Below are 19758 nucleotides of genomic sequence, written 5' to 3'. Positions count from 1 at the left end.
CCTATGGGTGCGTGAGCACCTGCTGAATCTGGTTTTGCAAGGTACGGGTCGCCGCAGCGCTTTGCTTGAGCAGCGTGTTCTGATGCGCTAGTTTTGCTGCTTCCTGACGCAATTCCGCAGCGAGCACCTTAGCGAGGTATGCCTGGCTTTCGAGACTGGCGACTTGAGATTCGGCAGCCAGCATCGGCCCCGAGCCTGGCGCGGCAGTGGCGCTCTGCTGTTCGATGGAATCGGCGAGCTTCAGCATGCCCGCCGTCGTTTGGTCTGCGAGCACCGAAGTCTTGAGCGATCCCATGGCCAGCGCATCATCCATGTCCATCAGGTTCCGTTGGATTGGCTTGGCATCTTTCGCCAGAGGAACGGGCGTGTACAAGTTCGTGTACAACGGTTGAAGTTGGGCGATACTGCCGGCCTGCGCGCTTCGGTATAACGATTCCAACCGCGTGGGGTTAGGGAGGGTTGCGCTATTGTTCTTGATCGCATGGACCTGCGCCATCAAAGTCTGATATTGGGCGCGCGTGGAATTCACAAACGCGCGGGTCTGGTTGAGGGCATTCACGGGCCAGATCACCTGTTGCCGGAAATTGTTGACGGTGGAATTGAGCGTTTGAATTCCCGTAAGTACCCCGCCAATTGCGTTCTGGATGGTGCTCGTGATGGTAGTCAACAGCGTGATGATGTCGGTCAGTCCCGCAGCACGCGCTGTACCCGGCAGCAAAATAAGCGCGATTAGAGAGACAGCAAGCCATTGCTTGCCACGGCCGAGTTTCGTTAGTTGAAAGTACTTCTTCATTTCATAACTCCTCTCGCAACGTTTCCTGAAAACTCCTCCGGCAGCAGTTCGAGATCTGCAAGACCCAGAGGAAATTTCTCAGCCAACTCGGCGTACGCTTCCATCGCCGGTTTGTCTTTGTTCTGCTCCAACCACCAGGACCGATAGAGCCTCTCGCGCGCATAGGTAGTCGAGATCCAGTAATCGACCGGAGTGGGCGACATCCGGATCGTGTGCGTGGTTTCAGCCTTCTCGCCAATCACAATCAACGCATCGGCGCTCTTGCCTTTTATCGGCGCGCTGAAGTGCTTGATCTGATTGAGCGCCGTATCGTTCAAATGCAGGTGCTCACGCAGTGCAGTCATGTCCCCGGGCTGCTGGCCGATGATCTTGGTTGTCGAGTTCTTGACGATTCCGGCGCCGTGTACGCGTGGGTTCGATTCCGTGCCAACAAAATCTTCAGCCGTCTGGCTGATGCCCCAGACACTCGCATTGCGCTTTCTTGCCGTGCGGAACAGTTGAACGACCTCGGGGGCCAGCACCGGCGAATCGAGCAGAAACCAGCATTCGTCGAGCACCGTGATGCTTCGGCGGCCGTCCTTGCCTGATGCCCGCCGCGCTGTGGCATGCGCGATGAGCAGGCTCATCGCGGTTTCGAGCCGCGGGTCGTCACTCAACTGCTCCACGTTAAAAAACAGCCACGGATTGTCGAGCGAGATCGTGGTCGGGCGGTCGAACAGTTTGGCGTACACACCTTTGTCGCCCGTCCAGCTGCGCAGTTTGATAGCGGCGAGGTGCGCCTCGTCCATGACTCGTTCGTTCTTGTCTTCATCGCGCCACTGAGCCAGCTCATCCCGTAGATCGGAAAATGTGGGAATGGGATTGGACGGCCGTATCGCCGCACGCTTGTAAGTCCGGAGGATTGCCTCGGTGATCAGGTTGTCGAGCAGTTCCGTATCCTCGGCCCGGCCCTCGCCCAGCATGTGACGCGTCAGGTTCTTGAGGAACGCAACCTGGTCTTTGCTCGGCTCTCTTTCGCCTTCCGGAAGGTCCCAGGGATTGATTGTTTGATCGGCGTCGAGTGACATGGTGATCATGCGCCCGCCCATCAGATCAACCAGCGGCCGATAGGAATCGCCACGTTCGATAATCGAGATCAGTGGGTTGTCACGTGCCGCCATGAGCAGGAATTGCTGCACCATGAACGTTTTTCCGCCGCCAGACTTGGCCATGACGAGCATGTTGGCGTCGCTCAGGCCGGGATCGAACAATGAGAACGGAATCAGTTGCCGGTAGGGCGTTTCAAACAGGAAAAGCGGTGATCGTGGCGTTCCTCGCCAGGGCATTTCGACCGGCACTAAGTCGGCCGCGTTCGAGGTGAGCAGGTCCTGGTGACGCTTATCGGCCTCGGCCATTCCGGGAAGCGAACAGAAGAACAGACGACGCTTGGCCAGTGTTTCGGCCACTGCTTTGGCCCCGTTCATGCGGGCGATCGCGTAAAGGAGTTGCTGGCGGCGATTGTCGATGGTGCGCTCGGCCTGTTCCAGTTCAGATGTTGTCACCGCACGTTGAGAACTGCGCGTCCCGATGACCAGGCTCAGCTTAGCCGCCTTCACAGAGCTTGAAATAATGTCCTGCTGGACGCGAACGAGTTGTTCCTCGGCAACCCGCGCCTCGACGTTGATACGGAAGCCGCCATTCGCGTCCTTTTGTGCCGCTTGCATCTTGCGCAGCCGGCCCTTGTAGCCCTTGAGCACTTTCGCCTGATCGGGAATCGTGATCTGGGCGTTGACGATGATGGGAAAATCAAGACCAATCAACTCCCGCAATACACCAGGGAAGGTTGCATCCGGCAGTTCCTTCAGGCTGACAAAGGAGTACAAGAGGCCGCTGATATTCAGGTAACTGTCGGTCTCATCGACGATGCTTATGTCGGCAATCTGCTCCCGCGCGCTCGAATATCTGAGTTGCCCCTCCGGTCGGCGATAAGGGCGGCTGTCGGGAGTAAGCGGATTGAGGGCACGCTTGAGTTCGAGGAACAGTTCGTGATCGGAGAGTCGTCGAGCACCCAATTCGGCAGCTTGAAGAGCCGTTTCGACGCCGTGAAGAAGACTCTCAAATTCGGCCAACAGGTCTTGGTGCTCTTGCCGCGAGCGCTCAATGCATTTGCGTGCTGACAGGCTAAATATCTCGCCGTTAGGCTTTAATGGTTTGCCGATAATGCGACGATGCAGGACTGGATCCCAGATGAAATACACATGCTGGATCGACCGTGTGTAGGCGCCCGCCTCTTCCTTGGTCTTCCATCGCTCGACACGCAGGGCGTCGAGTTCAATGACCGCACTGGACTCCGAGCGTTGGCCGCTAACATAGTCCCCAAGGACATGACCCAAGTCTTCGACCACTTCGTACCGGAACTGCACACGCATGCTCTGCTCGGGCAGAGAGCGCAACAAGGCTTCGAGCATCAACTTGCCCCGGTCACGGCCCTCATCACTCGCGAAATAGGTAGTGAGTCCATTGAGTTCGTATCCGGCCACGAAGCTGCCATCGATGCGCACCATGATGTTGTCGAGGTAGTCGCGAACCGGCAGTAGTTCACAAATTGCTGGATCTTGAAGTCGTCTTTCGCGCTGTTCTAGTGTGAGCGGCACTGTTTTACTCCTCCCGCAGATATGCCGACCGAAGGTGGCGGTCTCGGGCCAGAGCGCAATAGACGCGCGGCCTCAAGTACCAGAAAGCGAGATCGCGGACATATCCGCGTGGCTTCCCGTACTTAAATGCCATCAGTACCGGCACCATAAACAGGGGCACACCGTATTGGAGGACCAGGTTCATGGGTATGCCCGCTATCTCTCCGCCAACGAAATGACCAACGACATTCATCACTGCTGCGGCCCCGAGCACCACAAACAGGTCCTCAAATTCCAGGAACATGAAGGTCACTCGCGTTTGCAGATTTCGGTTAACCGGTGTCACGTGTAAAGCCATGGCTCGAACTCCTCGTTAAGGCACCCCCGACGTGCCATGTTGAATCCAGAACTCTCCCAGTCGCAGCAATCCCGATAATCCGAACGAGCACATTGCCGCAATGAGGTTCCGTACCCACGCCTCGCCGATCGTCATCCGTTCAAGCAATCCGGCGTAGTGCACGACTGCCAATACGACCTGAGTGACGCCGTAGAGCGGGAGCAAGACATTCCCGACCCAGTTCACCAGCGTCAGCAGTGCAATCCAGAAGCGGTCAGGATTGTTCCAGGCTGACTGATTGCTGAAGGACTCAAGCACGCGTACCAGGCCTGAGCACATGAGCGATGCCAGCGCCGCATAAGCAAAATTTTGATAGTTTCGGCCCTTGCTGAAGTGGTAGATTGCTGCGGCGGCAAACAGGCCGGCCACGGTCGGCATAATCACATTGCCCACCCAGTTCGTCAGGTTAAGCAGCCCATTTGCGAAATTCACCTTCAGCCACCTTTCCGATCAGCCGACCATGGCCTGAATCAGCTTCCAAATTCCCGAAACACTCAAGAAAGCCAGACCGGACGCAACCAGCGGCATGAATGGCCGGTGGCGCGCGTAATTGAAGATCGCTCCGGCCACTGCCAGCCCGGCAGCTTCCGGCAGAATCGTTCCCGTCAGGAAATTCCATGCCGAAGTAAGCATGTCTGTCGTCGCAAAAGTTGAGCCGCTGTTCCAGCTCTGCATCAACTGCACCGTCCCGGACACCGACAGCAGAAAGATGCCGGCGATGATCGATCCGAGCGGGCTGTGTCCCTCCGCCGCATCAAGCGCCGCCTTTAAAATGCAGAACGCGGCCAGTACCGGCGTGAGCCGTGCGACGACAACGTTCGAAATGAAACCTGTAAAGCTGGTTTCAACGCTATTCACCCAAGGGCTCGAGATGTTCCCGCCCTGGGGCGGCATCGAAATCCCTTGTGCCGCAAACCAGGACAGGAACTGGGGGAGGGTGAGCATGATGACCGACCACAATGCCCAACGCTGAAACCGGCCGCCGGTCTCAAAATTCACTCCGCCTTCTTGCCGCAACGCCATCCCGGCGAGCACCGTCGTGCAAATGGCGACTGGAACTGCCATATCAAACAGCAGCTTCATCAGGTCGACGAGAATTTGTGGCAACGTCATGACTTATTCACTCAATGGAACCGGGTTTGCTACTGCACGCCCGCCGTGCCGTTTTGGATCCAGAATTCGATCAGTCGTGTGAGACCTGAGACCACCAGCAGCCCACCCGCTGTTACTGCCCAGCGCATCGCACCGCGTCCTTGCGAATAGGCCACTACGGCCATGACGACTGCCAACGCTGCGCCGACAGGCGCGATCACATTCCCAACCCAGTTCACCAGGTTTAGGACGGTGCCTTCAGGCTGGGCTGCGGTTTGCCCCTGTACTGCTTGACCCGTTGCCGGCTGTTGCCCAAGGTTCTGGGCGTAGGACGTCAACGGAGAAAGCTGAAGCGAAACGATGACCAGGAGATAAAGAAGAGCGAGTCGACGCCGCGTCGCTCCCCGACTAGAAAGTTTCATGCTCGTCCTCTTCTGCGATCGCGTTGAATCAATTTCCCGCGTCGCAGGCGAGAACATAAGTCGGTTTCAGATTTCGATCAAATGAGGAGCAAGCCAGTCGGTGTGGTTCAAAAGCAGATATGGACCGGGCAATGGATGGCGAGACGATCTGCAGCCCGTCGTGGTGTTATGAATATTCGTGATTTTCAGTGAGACTTATAGAAATGGCGGGTCGGGCGGCTGCTGCTCAAACGAGATATGAGATGAAAATCTGCCGGAATTTGTTCCATCTCATAACCCCGGATGATATGAGATGAAAATCTGCCGAAATTTGTTCCATCTTATAACTACTCGCGATTTAATATCGAAGCCGCGAGTTTCCTGCCTGGCACCCTGGGATATGATTGTTGAGCTGGGCTTTTACCTTCTATCCCCACGCTAAATGGGCCGCGCTTGACGCAAAGGGCGCGGCCCATATTTTTGGTCTGTTGGATGTTACTGATTTTTTGCACCGACCTCGTTCAACTCTTGTTGCAAACGCAAGAGCTGTCGGAGCTGATCCATGCTCTCCGAATTGGCTGCTTGTGGGTCTGAGGTGGAGGCTCTGAAACCCGGAACAGATTTAGACGATTGTTCGAGCACAACGTAGATGGGTGTGCCGGCTGAAACGCTGACAACGATACGGGCTGTTACGGCGAGCCTTGATATTTGCTCATCGGAGGCCTGCCCGATGTTGTTGCTCACCCGCTCTCGAATGAGGTCGGATTCGCTCAATGGTTGGCTTAGGCTGCCACGCCCGACGAGCATGGTGCCGGCCTGGCCTATTCCCGACAACGAACGGACGAGCACGTTCTTTCCGGTATTTTTCCCCTCGACTTTTCCTTTAACCGGACCCATCTGGAGATCGGTTGCGGCAGCCTGGATCGGAATGGTGGCTCCGTCCGGCAGTAACAGAGAGTCGAATTGGATTGTCATGTAGCCGGAACGGTCCGCCTCCTGGATCTGTCCGACGGCTTTAGCTCCCGCGGGAACAATAATCTCGCCATCTCGTTCGTAGTTGTACTCAATGACCGCCATCACGGGCGTGCGCACCGCCGTACTAGCTGACGATTCCAAGCGTGCGCGAAGCCGCGTGCCTGTTGGAAGCCCCAGCCCATATTCAGTTGGAGTAGTCATATCGTCGTGGCGCTGGACGGCAGATTGAGCGCCAGAAACATTTCGGACAAAGATCAGGGATGATTTCTCTAATGCCTCGCGCTCGCTCTTATTTTGTGCGGTCTCGGACGCAACATTCGGTGCCATGCCGGGCTGATAAGGCGGAGCCTGCCAGGGCTGTTCGCTAAACGGTGGAATGGAGCCCAGCGTCCCAGCGGAACTTTCAGACGGCGGGCGGGGCACGGAGGAAGTCGAAGATGTTCTCCTGGTCGCGCTTCGATTGAGATCCTGTTCGTTCAGATATCCATCGTGGCCTTCTTTGGGAACTGGACGTCCTGAATCGGTGATCGGAAGCAGGCTTTTTTCGTCCGGAGATGTCGCCTGAGACTCCGTGTCCCGATTGCCATTCGCAGCATTGCTTGATGCTTTCTGTGCACCTCCACTGCGCGGGCCGGACATGCGCGGAGCGGAGACAACAGCAAAGATGAGTAAGGCAAATACAACCGCACCAGCGGCAACAATCACGAACCGGTTCTGTTGGATCTTTTGTCTGGTACGCAGTTTGGCTCGCGTCGCCAATTCGGCTTTTGCCTCCAGATCCGTCGACACGGTTGGCGCGTTCACCTGGGGTGGAACTTGGTCCTCGATGATGAGGGTCCCATGATTGCTTCCGCTTCCATTGTTCTGCGTCATCTCGCACCTCCGTTGGCAGCCGGGACAAAAGACAGCGCCACGAGCACTGGGCGATCCACCTGTTCGACTTGTGCGACCTGTAGCATTAAACGCTCCGACGAGGCCTTGAATGCGGGTCTCTCGAAAGTGACAAGACCATCCGCCCTCTCGCCCGGCGCCAAGCGGCGTGATGTTAGTCGGTAGCTCTTAATGGCCACCGGCTCTGCCTTAATCGCTTTGTGGTGATGGTCCTTCGTCGTATCCGTGAGCTCTATCTGTGGTGGAAGTAACTCGACTGTCTTCGACGAGGAATTGAGCACCGAGAACGCCACGGCCATGTCATCGCCGCTCCGGCTAGAGCGTCCCACGCTCACACGCAACTGTCGGCCTTCCCAGTGTGGAACAGCGTTTTGCTCGTCCTTAAGTACGTCTTCCTCTGAACCGCCGGCGCTTCGTTGCTGTGCGCCAAGGTTTGGCAACTTCGCTGAATCGAGGCTCTTTGTCTCCTCAATTAAAAAACCAGGATGGCCTGCTTCAACCAAGAAACTACGCGGCGGCTCGTACTTCAGAACGTAATCGACTGGCGCCGACCGTTCCGCAACTCCTCGGCTTATGAGGGCCAAAGAGACTTCACGGCCGGTCCGGGTTGTGATCAACGCATTGGTGCGAGACGCGCCTGAGGTACTTGGTTTGAAGAAAACCAATTGCGGCTCGGCCTCCGAATGTTCAGCTTTGAATGACCCTGGATCACCGAGGACCACGGAACTGACAGCTTCCGGTAGGCGAACTGACGTAACAAATCCGGGTCGCAATTGGAGTGTGGTGACGCTCTGTGGATCCAGATTGAGGTTGAGAATCCTGCCGGGAGCGAGATCGGCTTGTGCAACGGCCACGGCGATGCACGCCAGGGGCGTTATGAGATGAAACAAATTTCGGCAGATTTTCATCGTATATCTCTTTTCTGAGTGGTTTCGAGAATTTCTGTTTTCTCTTGGGCGAAGCGCAGGTAAGTGGCTCGAATTCGAGACACATACGCGACAACATCCGGGTTCCGGTACGCGAGACCGCGCCTGCTCACAATGTCTTCCCCCGCGTAGTAGGCGGCCGATGCCAGGCGCGAGTCGCCGTGAAACTTCCGCATCAGCCACGCCAAATAGCGCACACCGCCCGAGACGTTTTGATCGATACTGCAGCGATCGCGTACACGTAAACGCTGGGCAGTCATTGGCATGAGCTGCATCAGGCCGGCTGCGCCTTTGGGAGAAATGGCGCACGGTCGCCAATTCGATTCACGTTCCACGATGGCGCGTACCAACGGGACGGGCACGCGATAGTGTTCCGCATAGGCGGCGACGTAGTATTCAGACTCGGACCTGCTCGTCGGCCTCGCTGCCTGCGCCGAACAACTCGTGACGGCACAACTGACTAGCAATAAAGCAAAAACTTGCTTCATGATGCACCTCCTCGCAATGCTGCTGCAGTGTATTGCTGTGCGTCATAGATCAGGCTTGCGAATCCGTCGCGCAGAAGCAGTTTTTTTCTATCGGCCTCCGTCTTTGCCAGCAAGGGCAACAAAACGTCGCGTAGTCCGGGAGTAACCTGCTCATGCCCAAGGATCTTGAGTGCATCAGCCAAGTCCAGAATTTCCGACACGGATGGCGGCTTTTCCAGGCTCCAACCCCGCAGGGCTTTCGCGAGTCCCGCCATTCCTGCGTGAAACTCTGGACTCGATTCCGGAGTCCTCAGCGCTACAATTTCCGCCTCGCGTTCCGCCGTCGGATGTTCAACGCGGAGGTAAAAACTACGTCGGCGCAACGGATCGCCAATGCGGCGTTCTTCATTCGAAGTGAGCACAACGAATGGGATACTGCGTGCCTCAACGGTGCCAAGTTTCGGGACACTGAGCCTCCACACGCTCAAAAGTTCTAACAAGATGGCTTCGAAAGCCTGGTCAACCTTATCAAGTTCGTCGATGAGCAAGACACAAGGCGTTTCCGACAGCAGAGCTCGCATAAGCGGGCCCGCGCTGAAGAAATCCTGGCTGTGTAGTTCGGTTCTCAGCGAAGCCCAATCAATATCGCCGGACTTGGCTCTCAACTCGACACAAAGTCTCTGCAGAGGTTCGTCGAACTTACCAATGGCCTTTTCTTCGTTGATTCCCTCGTAGCACTGTAGTCGCTCAACCGTGGTCTGCGCGGCTTCTGCAACTGCATACGCTAGTTGCGTCTTCCCGCTGCCGGCTGGCCCCTCCAAGAGCAGCGGCTTATGGAGTGCCGCTGCTAGGTGAACGGTTGTTGTTGCTATGGGATCCGCGATATACCCGGTGGCCCTCAGCCGTGCATTGACTTCTTCGAGAGATGAAAACACCCGTGGCTCCTGTGCCCGCGGACCCAAGTTTGAGGTCGCGAGCGTCAAGAACGTAACCCCGAATGAAATTTCGGTCAAATTCGAAGGAATTCGGGCTGGTTGACTGAATTATTAAGATCGATTACAACGCCCAATGACGCGGCCAGCATCGGGAGGACTGCGAGGTGGTCCCTTCAATGCCCGGCGGCACTGGGGAATACCATGAATATCGGATCATCCTTGGCGGCAGATCTCGAGAAAATGCCGCGCGCACTGCGAGCGTCGGAGCTCGCAAAAATTCTTTCGACGAGCAAGATGACTATCTATCGCCTTGTGGAACAAGGCGCGATTCCTCACTTCAGAGTTGGTGGGCTCATCCGTTTTGACCCACATGCGATTGCGGATTGGCTTCGGCGGAAGATGCCCTTGAACCAAACAGCTGCCTAAGCGTGCGCATCTTCAGACTCGGATGTGGATCGTGGCAGAGGAAACGTCGCATTGACCTTTTGGAGCGCTTCCTTGTCCCGGGCAGGTTTGAGATAGCGCATCGTCGACTCCAAATCTTTGTGTCCCATCCAGGTTTGAACCGTTGTCAGATCAACTCCGGCGCGTAGGTGCATGGTGGCGAATGTCGCCCGGAACTTATGCAGAAACCAGCTTTGGCAATATGGTCCTTTGGCGCAGTGCCCTTCCCCTGTGTCGCACAGGCCACAATTCAAACCGGCACGCCAGGCGATGCTTTTGCATTGGCGCAGGAAGTTGTGAACAAGCTGGCCGTTGCAGGTCGCGAATACCAGTGAATGATTTGCGGGTGCTGCCGCTTTGTGATGGCGCAGACTGTTCAGGAGGCGGTCAGGAATCGGAACCTCGCGTTCTTCCCAATCCTTCGGAATGAATCCCAGCTTTGGCTTGGCCTTCACCCGAACAACGTGATTGCCGAAGTCAATGTCCGGCCACGTTACATGCATTACCTCGCCTTCGCGAAAACCAGTCATCCAGAAGAATTCAAACAGTACTCGCTTCCAAGAGTTGCACTGCGAAAGAAAAGTCTCGATCTCCTCACTGGTGTAGATCTCGGGTTCCGTTTCCGTGTATCGTGGCCAGTCGCGCTTGCGGATCAATTTAGTAATTCCGTTCGCTTTGAGCATTGAGACGACAACCTGCACCTTGGTCCAGATCGTGCGGCGGGCAAGGCCCTTATCGGACAAAAAACCCATGAAACCCATAACGTCAGCTCGTTCGACATTACAAAGCGGCTTTTCGCAACACGATTGGCGAAAATATTCGAGCGCGGTCTTGTACTGGCTGTAGGTCTTCGGCCTGTGGTGTTGGCGTGTTTCTTCGAGGAACTCGCGGCAGGCCTCTGCCAGAGTTGTTCCGACTCGCTTATGTTCACCGACGATCTCGATTCCGAGCGCCTGATTCCTGAGCATCTGCGCTCGGCGCTCAGCAGCGGCAAATGCTTCGCTTGCATTTTTGCCCACCGATTCTCGATGTCGCTTGCCGTCGATATACCATTCGATGTAGTAGGCGCCTTCTTTGTGGAATTCAGGCTGACCATCGATCAGTACGTAGTTGGGACGAATTCGGCCATTGCCGGTGCGCACGACAGGACAGAATCGCCACGTCTCAGATGCATCGCCGCGCACCTTCACGTACTTCGTGAGATTGACGCGCCCTGCAAGGGGCTTGTTCGTCGGCATCAGAGTCGCTCCGGGCCAGGCTGGAAGAGGCTATGTTCAAACCGGAATTCGGTCAAATTCTTCCGGCTCTGGATCGAGTGTGCAAGGGAAGGAATGCGCCGGGAGAAGACGCGTGCAAGTGGTCCGTCGCTTTGGACACCGGATTGGGCGCCAATTCGGTCGTGAGAGCCGAGCCTGCGCTCAGAACGGGGCGAACTCGCGCCCCAGGTGAAGTAAGGGAGAAATCGCATCACATACCGCTCCTGGAATGGGTTTTACGGTATGGACGACGGTATGGATGGCACTTAACTTATTGAAAGCAAAAAGACTGGCGGAGAGAGTGGGATTCGAACCCACGTTAGAGTTTCCCCTAAACACGCTTTCCAAGCGTGCGCCTTCAGCCACTCGGCCATCTCTCCGGCGCAGGTTGGGACTGGAGCCATTATACAGGCTGATGGAGATGAAGGTGGATGAGGCTCGCTCCGCCAATCGCGGACTGTAGTAATCGCAAGTAGCCACCAGTTTTGTGAAAACACCGGGATGAGTTCGAAGAAATTCGCGTGGATCAGCGTAATTCGCAGCCGAATCTCAAATAAAAAACGGCCATTCCGGCCGTCTCTGTTCCAAAATGAATTTTAATATCGCCTCGCGCGCAAACTTACCCAGGTCTCGCAAGGGCTATGCGTGGCAACAGCGTTTAGCAGCTTGTGGCCATGCTGCCGCAGAGAATGCGCTCAAAGCAATATTCGTCAATCACCGCAGCCACAGCATTCTTGCCTTTTTCGTCCAGTGAGCGCACCACGCGCCCGGTGCAATTTACCTGGACATCAGTATCAGTCCCCAGGACGGAAGCGGGCAGCACAATGCGGAAGCGAATCACCGTGCCCACGCCGAGCAGGCTTTTGGTGTGAAACAGCACGCCGCCGGCTGAAATGTCGGCCGTTTCCGCGAAGTATTCATGGGCGTCCGCAGTTCGTACGGTGATGGGAAGTCTCAGCGGAAAACGCACCGAGCTTCTTGTATCTGCCGGGCCTAAACCAGCAACGGGACCTTTGGATTCGTTCACCCTTGCACCTCAGAACGGAGGTTATACCCGTCATGCGGCCATCCCAAGATTACTTTGGTATTCAGTGCGCACCAAAGGACATACGCCAGAAGAGATGGCCTAAAAACCGCTCAGAATTTGGTCACTTCAGTGAAGTTAAAGCCACGAATTTTCATGCCCGGGACCACCATATCAAAGGCCTCTTCCCCACTGGCACGCACCGGTTTTCCAATGGCTTCAACGCCGTTCAGCATCTCAATCAGGCTCTGGTTAAAGCGGAAATTCAGCAGTCCGTGCTTCACTTTTCCGCCTTCCACCAGGAAGGTACCATCACGCGTCATGCCGGTAAGAATCTTCTCATAAGGATCAACTTCGCGGATATACCACAGCCGGGTAATCAGGATGCCACGCTCCGTCCCTGCAATCATCTGCTCGACCGTCTGCTCGTTCCCGGGTGTGACGAAAACAATGTTGGTCGGCGCTTCACCCATCTCATTTGGCAGCGGGAAGCCGTGGCCCGTGACCTTGATCTCGCCGACTTTGTCTTTATATTCAGACTTGCGCATCTTCGCCGCCGTGCTGCGGGCGTAAACAATGTTGCGGATCACGCCTTTTTCCACCAGGCTCACGCGTTGGCGATGCACGCCTTCGCCATCGAACGGCGCATTGGATTGAAGCGGATGAGCAACGTCATCAACGATGGTAATGTTTTCGCCGAACAGCTTTGTCCCAATGCGGTTATTCAGAAATGACCGCTGGTCCAAGATGGCCTGCCCACCAAAGTCCCAGAACATGAAACCGACCAGATCAAGCACTGCCGCAGGCTCAAGGATCACAGTATATTTCCCCGGCGGCAGTTCCTGCGGGCTGCACGAATCCCGCGCTTTCTGTGCCGCAATTTCCGCCAGTCGCACAGGATCAACATTTCTGACGTCGGGGGAGTTCGCCTTCTGCCATCCTGAAGAGCTGTCAGCCAGCATGGTGATGGAAACTTCCGCCGACGTCTGGCGATGGTACACGCTCAGGCCGTTGGAGTTGATTACAGCTTCAGCGCTTTGCGAACTGGAATAAATGCCCGCGGTCACCAGCTTATTCTTCTTGGCGACTCCCACAATTTTTCCAACGCCGTCAGCCCGGTCACCCGGCGTAATCGCCGCTGTCTGGTTCGACCATCGCGATGGACCTTCCGCGCCTTTGCCCGCGCTGGCTTCGGCCATCGGAAGAAAATCCGGATCAGGCTCCTGAACTTTAGCGATGCTCTCCGCCGACTGCACCGCCCGCTTGAGGCCTTCATCATCAAAGCGGTTCGTGGTGGCGCGGGCAGTTTTGCCATCAAACGCCACACGGATCGACGCCGCTTCATTCACCTCCGCCACATTCTGGTGGATGGTGTTGTTGGCAAATCGGGTAAGCGAGTAGTCGGTTGAAGAGAAAATGACTTCGATCTCTTCAACCGTTGAGAATTTCTTGATCTTCTCGAAAATTTGTTCGGCGTGGGATTGGGTTAGCATTTTGGCCCCAGCAATTGGCAGTTGGCAATTGTGTGAAATCCCGAGCACCAGCGAGGGATCCCTATAGTCTTAAATCTTTGCAAATCTGGCCACATTCTTTCTCTCTCCTCAATCTCTCTGGCTTAATGTAGCGTTAAATGCTCGTGTCACAAAAGGGTTCTCTCGCTTCGCTCGGGATAAAAACAAAACCTAATTCCCCTTGTACGCCGTCCCAATCTTCACATTCCTGAATCGCGCCGGGGACGCGCCATGTCCCGTGCCCATGGTCTGCATCGGTTGGCCTTTGCCGCAGTTCGGAGTGCCCCACAGAGTCCATTGATCGCGCGAGCAGATAGCGTCCATCGAATTCCAGAATTCCGTGGTGATCCCTGAATAGGAGGGATTCTTGAACATGCGCCCCAGCTTGCCGCCTTTGATCTCCCATCCAATCTCGCAGCCAAACTGAAAGTTATAGCGCTTGTCATCAATCGACCACGAGCGATTGGTTTGCATATAGATGCCGTCATCCGTGCCGGCAATGAGCTGGTCAAACGTCAGTGGCTTTTCTCCGGGCAGAATGCTGATGTTGGTCATGCGGACGAGCGGAATCCGGTTCCAGCCTTCAGCGCGCATGGTGCCATTGGAGCGCGTCTCGCCGATGGTGTGCGCCGTCTCGCGCGAAGAGATATATCCGGTGAAAAGGCCCTTGGTGATAATCGGCGTGCACTGCGCCTGGACGCCTTCATCGTCATAGGCAAACGTGCCCAGGCCGGGACCATGTTGCTCCGTGGCATCGGCCACGACGTTCACCAGATCGCTGCCATAGCGCAGTGTACGTAGTTTTTCCAGGGTAAGAAATGACGTTCCGGCAAAATTGGCTTCATAGCCCAACACGCGATCCAGTTCAATGGGATGGCCAATTGACTCGTGGATCTGTAAGCCAAGCTGCGAAGAATCGAGCACCAGATTCATTCGTCCCTCCGGACACCGCTCGGCCTTGTGCAGCGCCACGGCTTCTTCGCCAATGCGGCGCGCATTCTCCAGCAGCTTTAATTCGCCAATCAGCTCATAACCTCTGTTCTGGTGCTGCCCGCCAAAAGAGTTTGGATACGACCGCTTCATGATCTCCGTTCCCTGGAACGCCAGCGCACAGAAGCCTGCGCCGGTGATCACGCGCGTTTGATGAATGTCTGAACCGTCAGTGTTATAGAACCATTGCTCATAGCGGCCAAGTTGCATGCTGCTTTCAGCCAGCGTTACGCCATTCACGGCGAGCAACTCCGCGTCAATGCGCGTGAGTAGATCAAGGTTCTGGTCGAGCGAAGTAGTGAAAGGATCGATCTTGTAAGGGCTCGACCATTCGATCTTAACCGCGGGCTCTGGCGCCAGCCGTACCGGCTCCTCTTTTACTCGACTGGATGCCTTGGCGATCTCGACTGCCTGAGCAGCGGTCTTGTCCACGGCTTCACGGCTTAGATCGTCCGTGGAGGCAAACCCCCACGCATCATTCACCAGCACGCGAATGCCGATTCCCAGGGTTTCCGCGCTGGCGGCATGGCCGACTTTGCCATTCTTGGTGGCCAGCGAGCGCTGGCGATGATCGACAATACGAACGTCGGCGTAACTGCTGCCGCGCTGCGTAACGGTGTCCAAAGCCCAATCAGCAATTTGTTTCATAGTCATACCAATTCTTGATCATAAATGATTTCAGCAGCGCAGGCTTTGGCCTACACTAGCTCCCATGTCGTAAAATCTTCGCCTATCAAGAGCATCGACCTGGAAGACGGAATGCCGAAGGTGGAAGAAGCACGGTTGCGCATGCAGCGCGAACTTCAGATTGCGCAGCAGCAGGGATTATGCGCGGTCAAGCTGATTCACGGGTATGGTCGAGCGGCGTCGGCGGCGCGCTCAGGACAGAGTGAGCATATACGATTGTCCCTGTCAGGAGGGGACTTTCGGACGGGACGGGATGTCGGCAACGGGGGATGGCCTGGGCAAAGAGTCCACTGAACATGCAAAGTCATTGGAACGACTCAAGAAGCTATAAATTATCCCAGTCCTTTGAACAACTCCGCCAACTCAATCCTGAAGCCCTTGGCAAACTTCTGCATGCTGAGAAGCGTCAGGTTGCGCTCTCCGCGCTCTACCTGCCCGATGTACGTCCAATGCAGGCCGCAGTGCTGTTCTGCTTGCTCTTGCGACCAGTCCCGCGCTTCCCTCAATTCGCGGACTCGCTGGCCGAATGCGCGCTTTAAGTCTCTTGCCATGATCACAGAGTTTCATCGGCCAATACTTAAATGACTAGAGACTATAGGTATTATTTTGTTATTATGTTGCGGCATGGAACCTCCGGCAAAAGACGGGGAATTACACGAAACCGAATTACATGAAACCAAGGCTGGGATTTACGAGACGTGGGCGGTTGTCAATCGCGCCTTTGAGCAGATCGTCAACGCACTCGACAAGCTGCAAAAGATTGGCGTCCTCAACGGCGATTACGCGCAGGATCAGGACACGTTCACCAATGACCTGTGGGCCAGAATTAACATTCAGATCATGGCCGGCGTGAGCAGACGCGAAGAAGACGACCGCGCCCATTACGGGAAAATGCGGGCCACGCTGGAAAGACGGATTAGAGGCAGACAATAAAATCACACATCTGCTTTTTGGTTCGCGTACAGCCGCGCAAATCCGCGATAGAGTGGCTTCCCTCTTCGTTTCGTCCTAGACTAAATGCCATGTCGCGAAAGCCCGCGCCCATCAAGATCATCGACTTGGAAGACGGCCTGCCGAAGGTGGAAGAAGCCCGTTTGCGCATGCAGCATGAACTTCAGGTTGCGCGGCAGCAGGGATATGCGGCCGTGAAGTTGATTCATGGCTATGGTTCCAGCGGAGTCGGCGGATCATTGCGAATCGAATTACAGAAGGAATTGCAACGCCTTGCCGGTACGGGCAGTGTGCGGTCATTCGTCGCCGGCGAAAACTGGCGTATTTCCGACGAGAAGACCTGGGAGCTGCTCAAACGCTATCCGGAGTGGAAGCGGGATTCAGACCTGGGCAAGGCGAACAAGGGAATCAGCATCGTACTGCTCTAAACGCGCTCTGTAGCTCGCGCTCAGGATGGCGTATCGCGGGGATGAAATGGATCGCTAACCGCGATGTGTGCAGTGGGATATAGCAACTCAGGAAACGCTCTAAAAGGTCCCAAATTGAACTCTTTTGGATCCGTGTAAATCAGTGTTATCAGCGTCATCTGCGATGAGGTTTTGATTTCCGCAAAAATCCCTCAAAAATCTGTTCCGGCTTCATTGCTAGCGTGTCTTATTCCATAGAAACCAATTCCAGCAAACGGTTCATCCTAGGGGAGCACGGTAACCGCCGGCTCCCCGCTCCTTGTTGCTGCTACGGTTTCTCGACGGCAACTTTCTCCGACGGTAATGTTTGAGAACCGCCAGTGCGAACTGCTGCCTGTGCGGTGGGACGGTAAATGCATGACGGGTCTTCAGTAAACATGTCTCCATGCATGATGTAAGCGCGCGCGCGCGATCCTCCGCAGACGCCCTTAAAGGCACACTCCCCGCATTTTCCGGTAAGGTTGGCCTGGTCCCGAAGCAATGTAAAAACCTGTGAACTGCGGTAAATCTCTGCGAGGTTGCTCACGCGGACGTTTCCCGCTGAGACGTGAAGCCCGGCGCAGGGATAAACTTCGCCGCTGTGCGAGACGAACAGCATCCCACGGTCTTCATTCACGGGCATGATGCCCGGGATTCCATCCTGGAACGGATGCCCGTCCGTTATTGCGTCTGCTCTTTCCCTGACCTGCTGCTGCAAAATGTATCTGCGATAGTGTGGCGCTTCAGACGTTTTGATTTTGAATGGGACCTTTTGTGCCAGCACATATAGCCGGGCGAAAACGCCTTCAAATTGCGCCGCAGACGGCATCTCTTCCAGCTGTTCCGGAGTTGCAGGGACTGGAAATGCAATATTCCATTGCTTGATCCTGAAGGTCTTCAGCAACGCGGCCAGGTTCTCCAGATCATGCAGGTTGCGGTCGCATAAATGAGTGGTGATCTGGTAAGGAAGTTTCCAGTGCTCAGCCCATTGAATGGCTTCCATGGTGCGAGCAAAGGAACCGTGCACGCCGCATACCAGGTCGTGCAACTCTGGAGTCGCCGCATCCACGCTCAGGAGCAAACGCGAAAGGCCGGCATGCTTCAGTTCGGCAATGGCATCAGGAGTTAACAGCGGAGTTGCGGGAAGCGCCAGAAAAGGATGCAACTCTCGGACCGCCGCATGCCGCACCAGCTCATAAATATCTTCACGCTTCAGCGGATCAGCGCCAGTCATTACGAAGATGGGCGGGCAAAGCTCAGCAAATTGATCAATCGCTTGCCGTGCCTCCAGCGTGTTTAATTCCAGTGGATCTGCTTCCGGCTGGACCCAGTCGCCGTAATCCAGGCAGGGCACGTCACAAGCCTGGGTGGTTTCCCAAATTGCGATCACGGGGGTCTTGTTTATATCAAAATTGTTTTTCATGATTATGCCTTTAAACCTTTTGCCTTCTCTTTCCGCCATACTAGGCGGGCGCAGGATTTAGGGAATGTGACGGCCATCACATTCGCCTGTAACCGCGATTTTTCTACCACCATAAAGCCCGGTTTATCAGCTATTTACCGTCATAAGCTCTTTGCGGTCAGAAACTGGTAAATGCCTGGAAGAGCCGCATTGAGATTAGAAAAGCTAATTATTGTGGGCCTATCCCCATACAAAAATGACTCTTTGGGACTAAGGCGCAAACAACCTGCGGAGCTTTATTTGGATCAGAAGAGTAGGCACGATACCAAGGATTTACGGTTCGTGCTGAATCGAAGCCCATGACCGGCAAGGTCTTTCGCGGCCCCATACCAGTAAATTGAGCTGCAAGATTTTTTAAGACTAATCACCCGCTCAGGAGGAGTGTTGTGTTTTGGACAATTTTCACGCTGGCCGTTCTGCTGTGGATGGTCGGACTGGCCGCTAGCTTTGGTCCCGGCGTGATGCCTCTGCTCTTTGTGTTGGGAACAATTTTGGCAGCCATGAACTTAGCGTTCCGGCGCACATCGTCAAATTGACGAATCCATCAGGAAGCCGCCGGGACAGGAATGATCAATCCAAAGCGTAAGCAAGCAGCTTCGCGCCTATCCATCAACAGTTTTTACTTTTTGAAGCAAGCAAGGACCAAGGAGGTCTATGAAGAAGTTTGTAGCGTTTTTATCAGTGGTGAGCCTGGCGACATTTAGCTGGGCCGGAACCGCGAAAGAAGATTCAGCCGAGCGGTTGCAGAAATCGGCAGAAGTTTTAACTCAGATCGCCAATGCTCCGGACAAGGGTATTCCTGAAGAAGTTCTGGGCAAAGCCAAATGCATCGCCATTGTGCCCCACCTCGTCAAGGGCGGATTTGTGTTTGGCGGGAAGCATGGCCGCGGTGTGGCCACGTGCCGCACAGCCGATGGCTGGAGCGCACCTGCGTTCATCTCAGTTGGTGGCGGAAGCTGGGGACTGCAAATTGGCGTTGAAGGCGTTGATTTGATCATGCTGATCATGAATGACAAGGGCATGCAGCAACTGCTTTCCAGCAAGTTCCAGGTGAGCGGTGAAGGATCGGCAGCGGCCGGCCCCGTGGGCCGCCACGCTTCCGCTGGTACCGACTGGAAACTTGATACGCAGATGCTGACCTATTCACGCTCCAAGGGCGCATTTGCGGGCTTAACTCTGGAAGGCGCGGTAATCCAGCAAGACGCGGATTCCACAACCGCTGTCTACGGCAAGGACGTTGCTTTCAAGAATGTGTTATTGGGTAAAGTGCCCACTCCGGAAATGGCAAAGCCTTTTGTACAGTCCGTAGCAAAAGCAGCAAACGTGGCCGTCGCAAAGGAAGCCGCAGACAATGACGCGAAGAAATAGAGTTTCCGAATAGCTGACGGGCAATTAAAGAGAGCGCGCAGCCATCAATGCATGGTTGCGTGCTTTTTTCTGCAAGTTGCCACCTTACAGTTTTTTGTTTCAATTCTTTCGTCCCACGGGAGCAGTTCTG

The 19758-nt window shown here is 55.3% G+C and carries 21 protein-coding genes and 1 tRNA gene; 5 read left to right on the top strand and 17 right to left on the bottom strand.

The window, feature by feature from the left end; translation table 11 throughout:
- Position 1: 1 nt before the first annotated feature.
- The 10 genes from LAO76_04790 to LAO76_04745 all read right to left on the bottom strand — a co-directional run bounded on the left by LAO76_04790 (position 2) and on the right by LAO76_04745 (position 9489).
- Positions 2-793 (bottom strand): hypothetical protein, encoded by a 792-nt coding sequence (locus tag LAO76_04790; GenBank protein ID MBZ5490232.1) that lies wholly within the window; start codon positions 791-793, stop codon positions 2-4.
- Positions 790-3426, bottom strand: a complete 2637-nt coding sequence (locus tag LAO76_04785) for a hypothetical protein (protein ID MBZ5490231.1) — start codon at positions 3424-3426, stop codon at positions 790-792. Before LAO76_04785 ends, LAO76_04790 begins: the two co-directional genes overlap by 4 nt.
- A 4-nt stretch (positions 3427-3430) precedes the next feature.
- A complete protein-coding gene (locus LAO76_04780; protein MBZ5490230.1) occupies positions 3431-3763 on the bottom strand; it encodes a hypothetical protein in 333 nt (110 codons plus the stop codon).
- A gap of 15 nt (positions 3764-3778) precedes the next feature.
- Positions 3779-4234 (bottom strand): hypothetical protein, encoded by a 456-nt coding sequence (locus LAO76_04775; GenBank protein MBZ5490229.1) that lies wholly within the window; start codon positions 4232-4234, stop codon positions 3779-3781.
- A gap of 18 nt (positions 4235-4252) precedes the next feature.
- The gene (locus tag LAO76_04770) at positions 4253-4915 is read right to left on the bottom strand and encodes a hypothetical protein (protein ID MBZ5490228.1); all 663 of its coding nucleotides are present in this window, start codon (positions 4913-4915) and stop codon (positions 4253-4255) included.
- A 29-nt stretch (positions 4916-4944) separates the two neighbouring features.
- On the bottom strand, positions 4945-5316 hold the full coding sequence (locus tag LAO76_04765) for a hypothetical protein (GenBank protein ID MBZ5490227.1): 372 nt from the start codon (positions 5314-5316) through the stop codon (positions 4945-4947).
- A 474-nt stretch (positions 5317-5790) separates the two neighbouring features.
- Positions 5791-7143 (bottom strand): hypothetical protein, encoded by a 1353-nt coding sequence (locus tag LAO76_04760; GenBank protein MBZ5490226.1) that lies wholly within the window; start codon positions 7141-7143, stop codon positions 5791-5793.
- On the bottom strand, positions 7140-8069 hold the full coding sequence (locus LAO76_04755; GenBank protein ID MBZ5490225.1) for a hypothetical protein: 930 nt from the start codon (positions 8067-8069) through the stop codon (positions 7140-7142). Before LAO76_04755 ends, LAO76_04760 begins: the two co-directional genes overlap by 4 nt.
- On the bottom strand, positions 8066-8575 hold the full coding sequence (locus LAO76_04750) for a lytic transglycosylase domain-containing protein (GenBank protein ID MBZ5490224.1): 510 nt from the start codon (positions 8573-8575) through the stop codon (positions 8066-8068). Before LAO76_04750 ends, LAO76_04755 begins: the two co-directional genes overlap by 4 nt.
- Entirely contained in the window at positions 8572-9489 is a 918-nt protein-coding gene (locus LAO76_04745) for a MoxR family ATPase (protein ID MBZ5490223.1), read from the bottom strand. The genes LAO76_04750 and LAO76_04745 overlap by 4 nt, the downstream gene beginning before the upstream one ends.
- 240 nt (positions 9490-9729) lie before the next feature.
- Between LAO76_04745 and LAO76_04740 the strand changes: the two genes are divergently transcribed.
- A complete protein-coding gene (locus LAO76_04740; protein ID MBZ5490222.1) occupies positions 9730-9915 on the top strand; it encodes a helix-turn-helix domain-containing protein in 186 nt (61 codons plus the stop codon).
- Here the strand turns inward: LAO76_04740 and LAO76_04735 are convergent.
- The 6 genes from LAO76_04735 to LAO76_04710 form a co-directional block, all read right to left on the bottom strand.
- Entirely contained in the window at positions 9912-11123 is a 1212-nt protein-coding gene (locus LAO76_04735; GenBank protein ID MBZ5490221.1) for a site-specific integrase, read from the bottom strand. The two genes, LAO76_04740 and LAO76_04735, sit on opposite strands and share 4 nt — an antisense overlap.
- A 356-nt stretch (positions 11124-11479) precedes the next feature.
- Positions 11480-11569, bottom strand: a tRNA-Ser gene (locus tag LAO76_04730).
- Between the two features lie 278 nt (positions 11570-11847).
- The gene (locus LAO76_04725) at positions 11848-12216 is read right to left on the bottom strand and encodes a PilZ domain-containing protein (protein MBZ5490220.1); all 369 of its coding nucleotides are present in this window, start codon (positions 12214-12216) and stop codon (positions 11848-11850) included.
- 110 nt (positions 12217-12326) lie between these two features.
- Positions 12327-13706, bottom strand: a complete 1380-nt coding sequence (locus LAO76_04720; protein ID MBZ5490219.1) for a TldD/PmbA family protein — start codon at positions 13704-13706, stop codon at positions 12327-12329.
- Between the two features lie 189 nt (positions 13707-13895).
- Positions 13896-15362, bottom strand: a complete 1467-nt coding sequence (locus LAO76_04715; protein ID MBZ5490218.1) for a TldD/PmbA family protein — start codon at positions 15360-15362, stop codon at positions 13896-13898.
- Between the two features lie 371 nt (positions 15363-15733).
- On the bottom strand, positions 15734-15952 hold the full coding sequence (locus tag LAO76_04710; GenBank protein ID MBZ5490217.1) for a helix-turn-helix domain-containing protein: 219 nt from the start codon (positions 15950-15952) through the stop codon (positions 15734-15736).
- Between the two features lie 73 nt (positions 15953-16025).
- Here LAO76_04710 and LAO76_04705 point away from each other — a divergent pair, with 73 nt between their 5' ends.
- Both LAO76_04705 and LAO76_04700 read left to right on the top strand, forming a co-directional pair.
- On the top strand, positions 16026-16334 hold the full coding sequence (locus LAO76_04705) for a hypothetical protein (protein ID MBZ5490216.1): 309 nt from the start codon (positions 16026-16028) through the stop codon (positions 16332-16334).
- Between the two features lie 89 nt (positions 16335-16423).
- Complete coding sequence (locus tag LAO76_04700) at positions 16424-16780, top strand: hypothetical protein (GenBank protein MBZ5490215.1); 357 nt, start codon at positions 16424-16426, stop codon at positions 16778-16780.
- A 307-nt stretch (positions 16781-17087) separates the two neighbouring features.
- Here LAO76_04700 and LAO76_04695 read toward each other — a convergent pair whose 3' ends face one another.
- Positions 17088-18221, bottom strand: coding sequence for a radical SAM protein (locus LAO76_04695; GenBank protein MBZ5490214.1), 1134 nt, complete (start codon positions 18219-18221; stop codon positions 17088-17090).
- A gap of 425 nt (positions 18222-18646) precedes the next feature.
- Here LAO76_04695 and LAO76_04690 point away from each other — a divergent pair, with 425 nt between their 5' ends.
- Together LAO76_04690 and LAO76_04685 are read left to right on the top strand one after the other, a co-directional pair.
- On the top strand, positions 18647-18796 hold the full coding sequence (locus LAO76_04690) for a hypothetical protein (protein MBZ5490213.1): 150 nt from the start codon (positions 18647-18649) through the stop codon (positions 18794-18796).
- 118 nt (positions 18797-18914) lie between these two features.
- Positions 18915-19628, top strand: coding sequence for a lipid-binding SYLF domain-containing protein (locus LAO76_04685; protein MBZ5490212.1), 714 nt, complete (start codon positions 18915-18917; stop codon positions 19626-19628).
- Positions 19629-19758: the final 130 nt, after the last annotated feature.

It is taken from the genome of Terriglobia bacterium (assembly GCA_020072645.1).
In the GTDB taxonomy this organism is placed as follows: Bacteria; Acidobacteriota; Terriglobia; order Terriglobales; family Acidobacteriaceae; genus Angelobacter.
The sequence above is the reverse complement of the archived record's forward strand: the minus strand, read 5'-3'. Positions and strand labels throughout refer to the sequence as shown.

Bases quoted from the DNA above. Each gene is read 5' to 3' on its own strand.
- LAO76_04790 (MBZ5490232.1), bottom strand. From the start codon at position 793: ATGAAGAAGTACTTTCAACTAACGAAACTCGGCCGTGGCAAGCAATGG.
- LAO76_04780 (MBZ5490230.1), bottom strand. From the start codon at position 3,763: ATGGCTTTACACGTGACACCGGTTAACCGAAATCTGCAAACGCGAGTG.
- LAO76_04770 (MBZ5490228.1), bottom strand. From the start codon at position 4,915: ATGACGTTGCCACAAATTCTCGTCGACCTGATGAAGCTGCTGTTTGAT.
- LAO76_04765 (MBZ5490227.1), bottom strand. From the start codon at position 5,316: ATGAAACTTTCTAGTCGGGGAGCGACGCGGCGTCGACTCGCTCTTCTT.
- LAO76_04760 (MBZ5490226.1), bottom strand. From the start codon at position 7,143: ATGACGCAGAACAATGGAAGCGGAAGCAATCATGGGACCCTCATCATC.
- LAO76_04755 (MBZ5490225.1), bottom strand. From the start codon at position 8,069: ATGAAAATCTGCCGAAATTTGTTTCATCTCATAACGCCCCTGGCGTGC.
- LAO76_04750 (MBZ5490224.1), bottom strand. From the start codon at position 8,575: ATGAAGCAAGTTTTTGCTTTATTGCTAGTCAGTTGTGCCGTCACGAGT.
- LAO76_04740 (MBZ5490222.1), top strand. From the start codon at position 9,730: ATGCCGCGCGCACTGCGAGCGTCGGAGCTCGCAAAAATTCTTTCGACG.
- LAO76_04720 (MBZ5490219.1), bottom strand. From the start codon at position 13,706: ATGCTAACCCAATCCCACGCCGAACAAATTTTCGAGAAGATCAAGAAA.
- LAO76_04715 (MBZ5490218.1), bottom strand. From the start codon at position 15,362: ATGAAACAAATTGCTGATTGGGCTTTGGACACCGTTACGCAGCGCGGC.
- LAO76_04710 (MBZ5490217.1), bottom strand. From the start codon at position 15,952: ATGGCAAGAGACTTAAAGCGCGCATTCGGCCAGCGAGTCCGCGAATTG.
- LAO76_04705 (MBZ5490216.1), top strand. From the start codon at position 16,026: ATGGAACCTCCGGCAAAAGACGGGGAATTACACGAAACCGAATTACAT.
- LAO76_04700 (MBZ5490215.1), top strand. From the start codon at position 16,424: ATGTCGCGAAAGCCCGCGCCCATCAAGATCATCGACTTGGAAGACGGC.
- LAO76_04695 (MBZ5490214.1), bottom strand. From the start codon at position 18,221: ATGAAAAACAATTTTGATATAAACAAGACCCCCGTGATCGCAATTTGG.
- LAO76_04685 (MBZ5490212.1), top strand. From the start codon at position 18,915: ATGAAGAAGTTTGTAGCGTTTTTATCAGTGGTGAGCCTGGCGACATTT.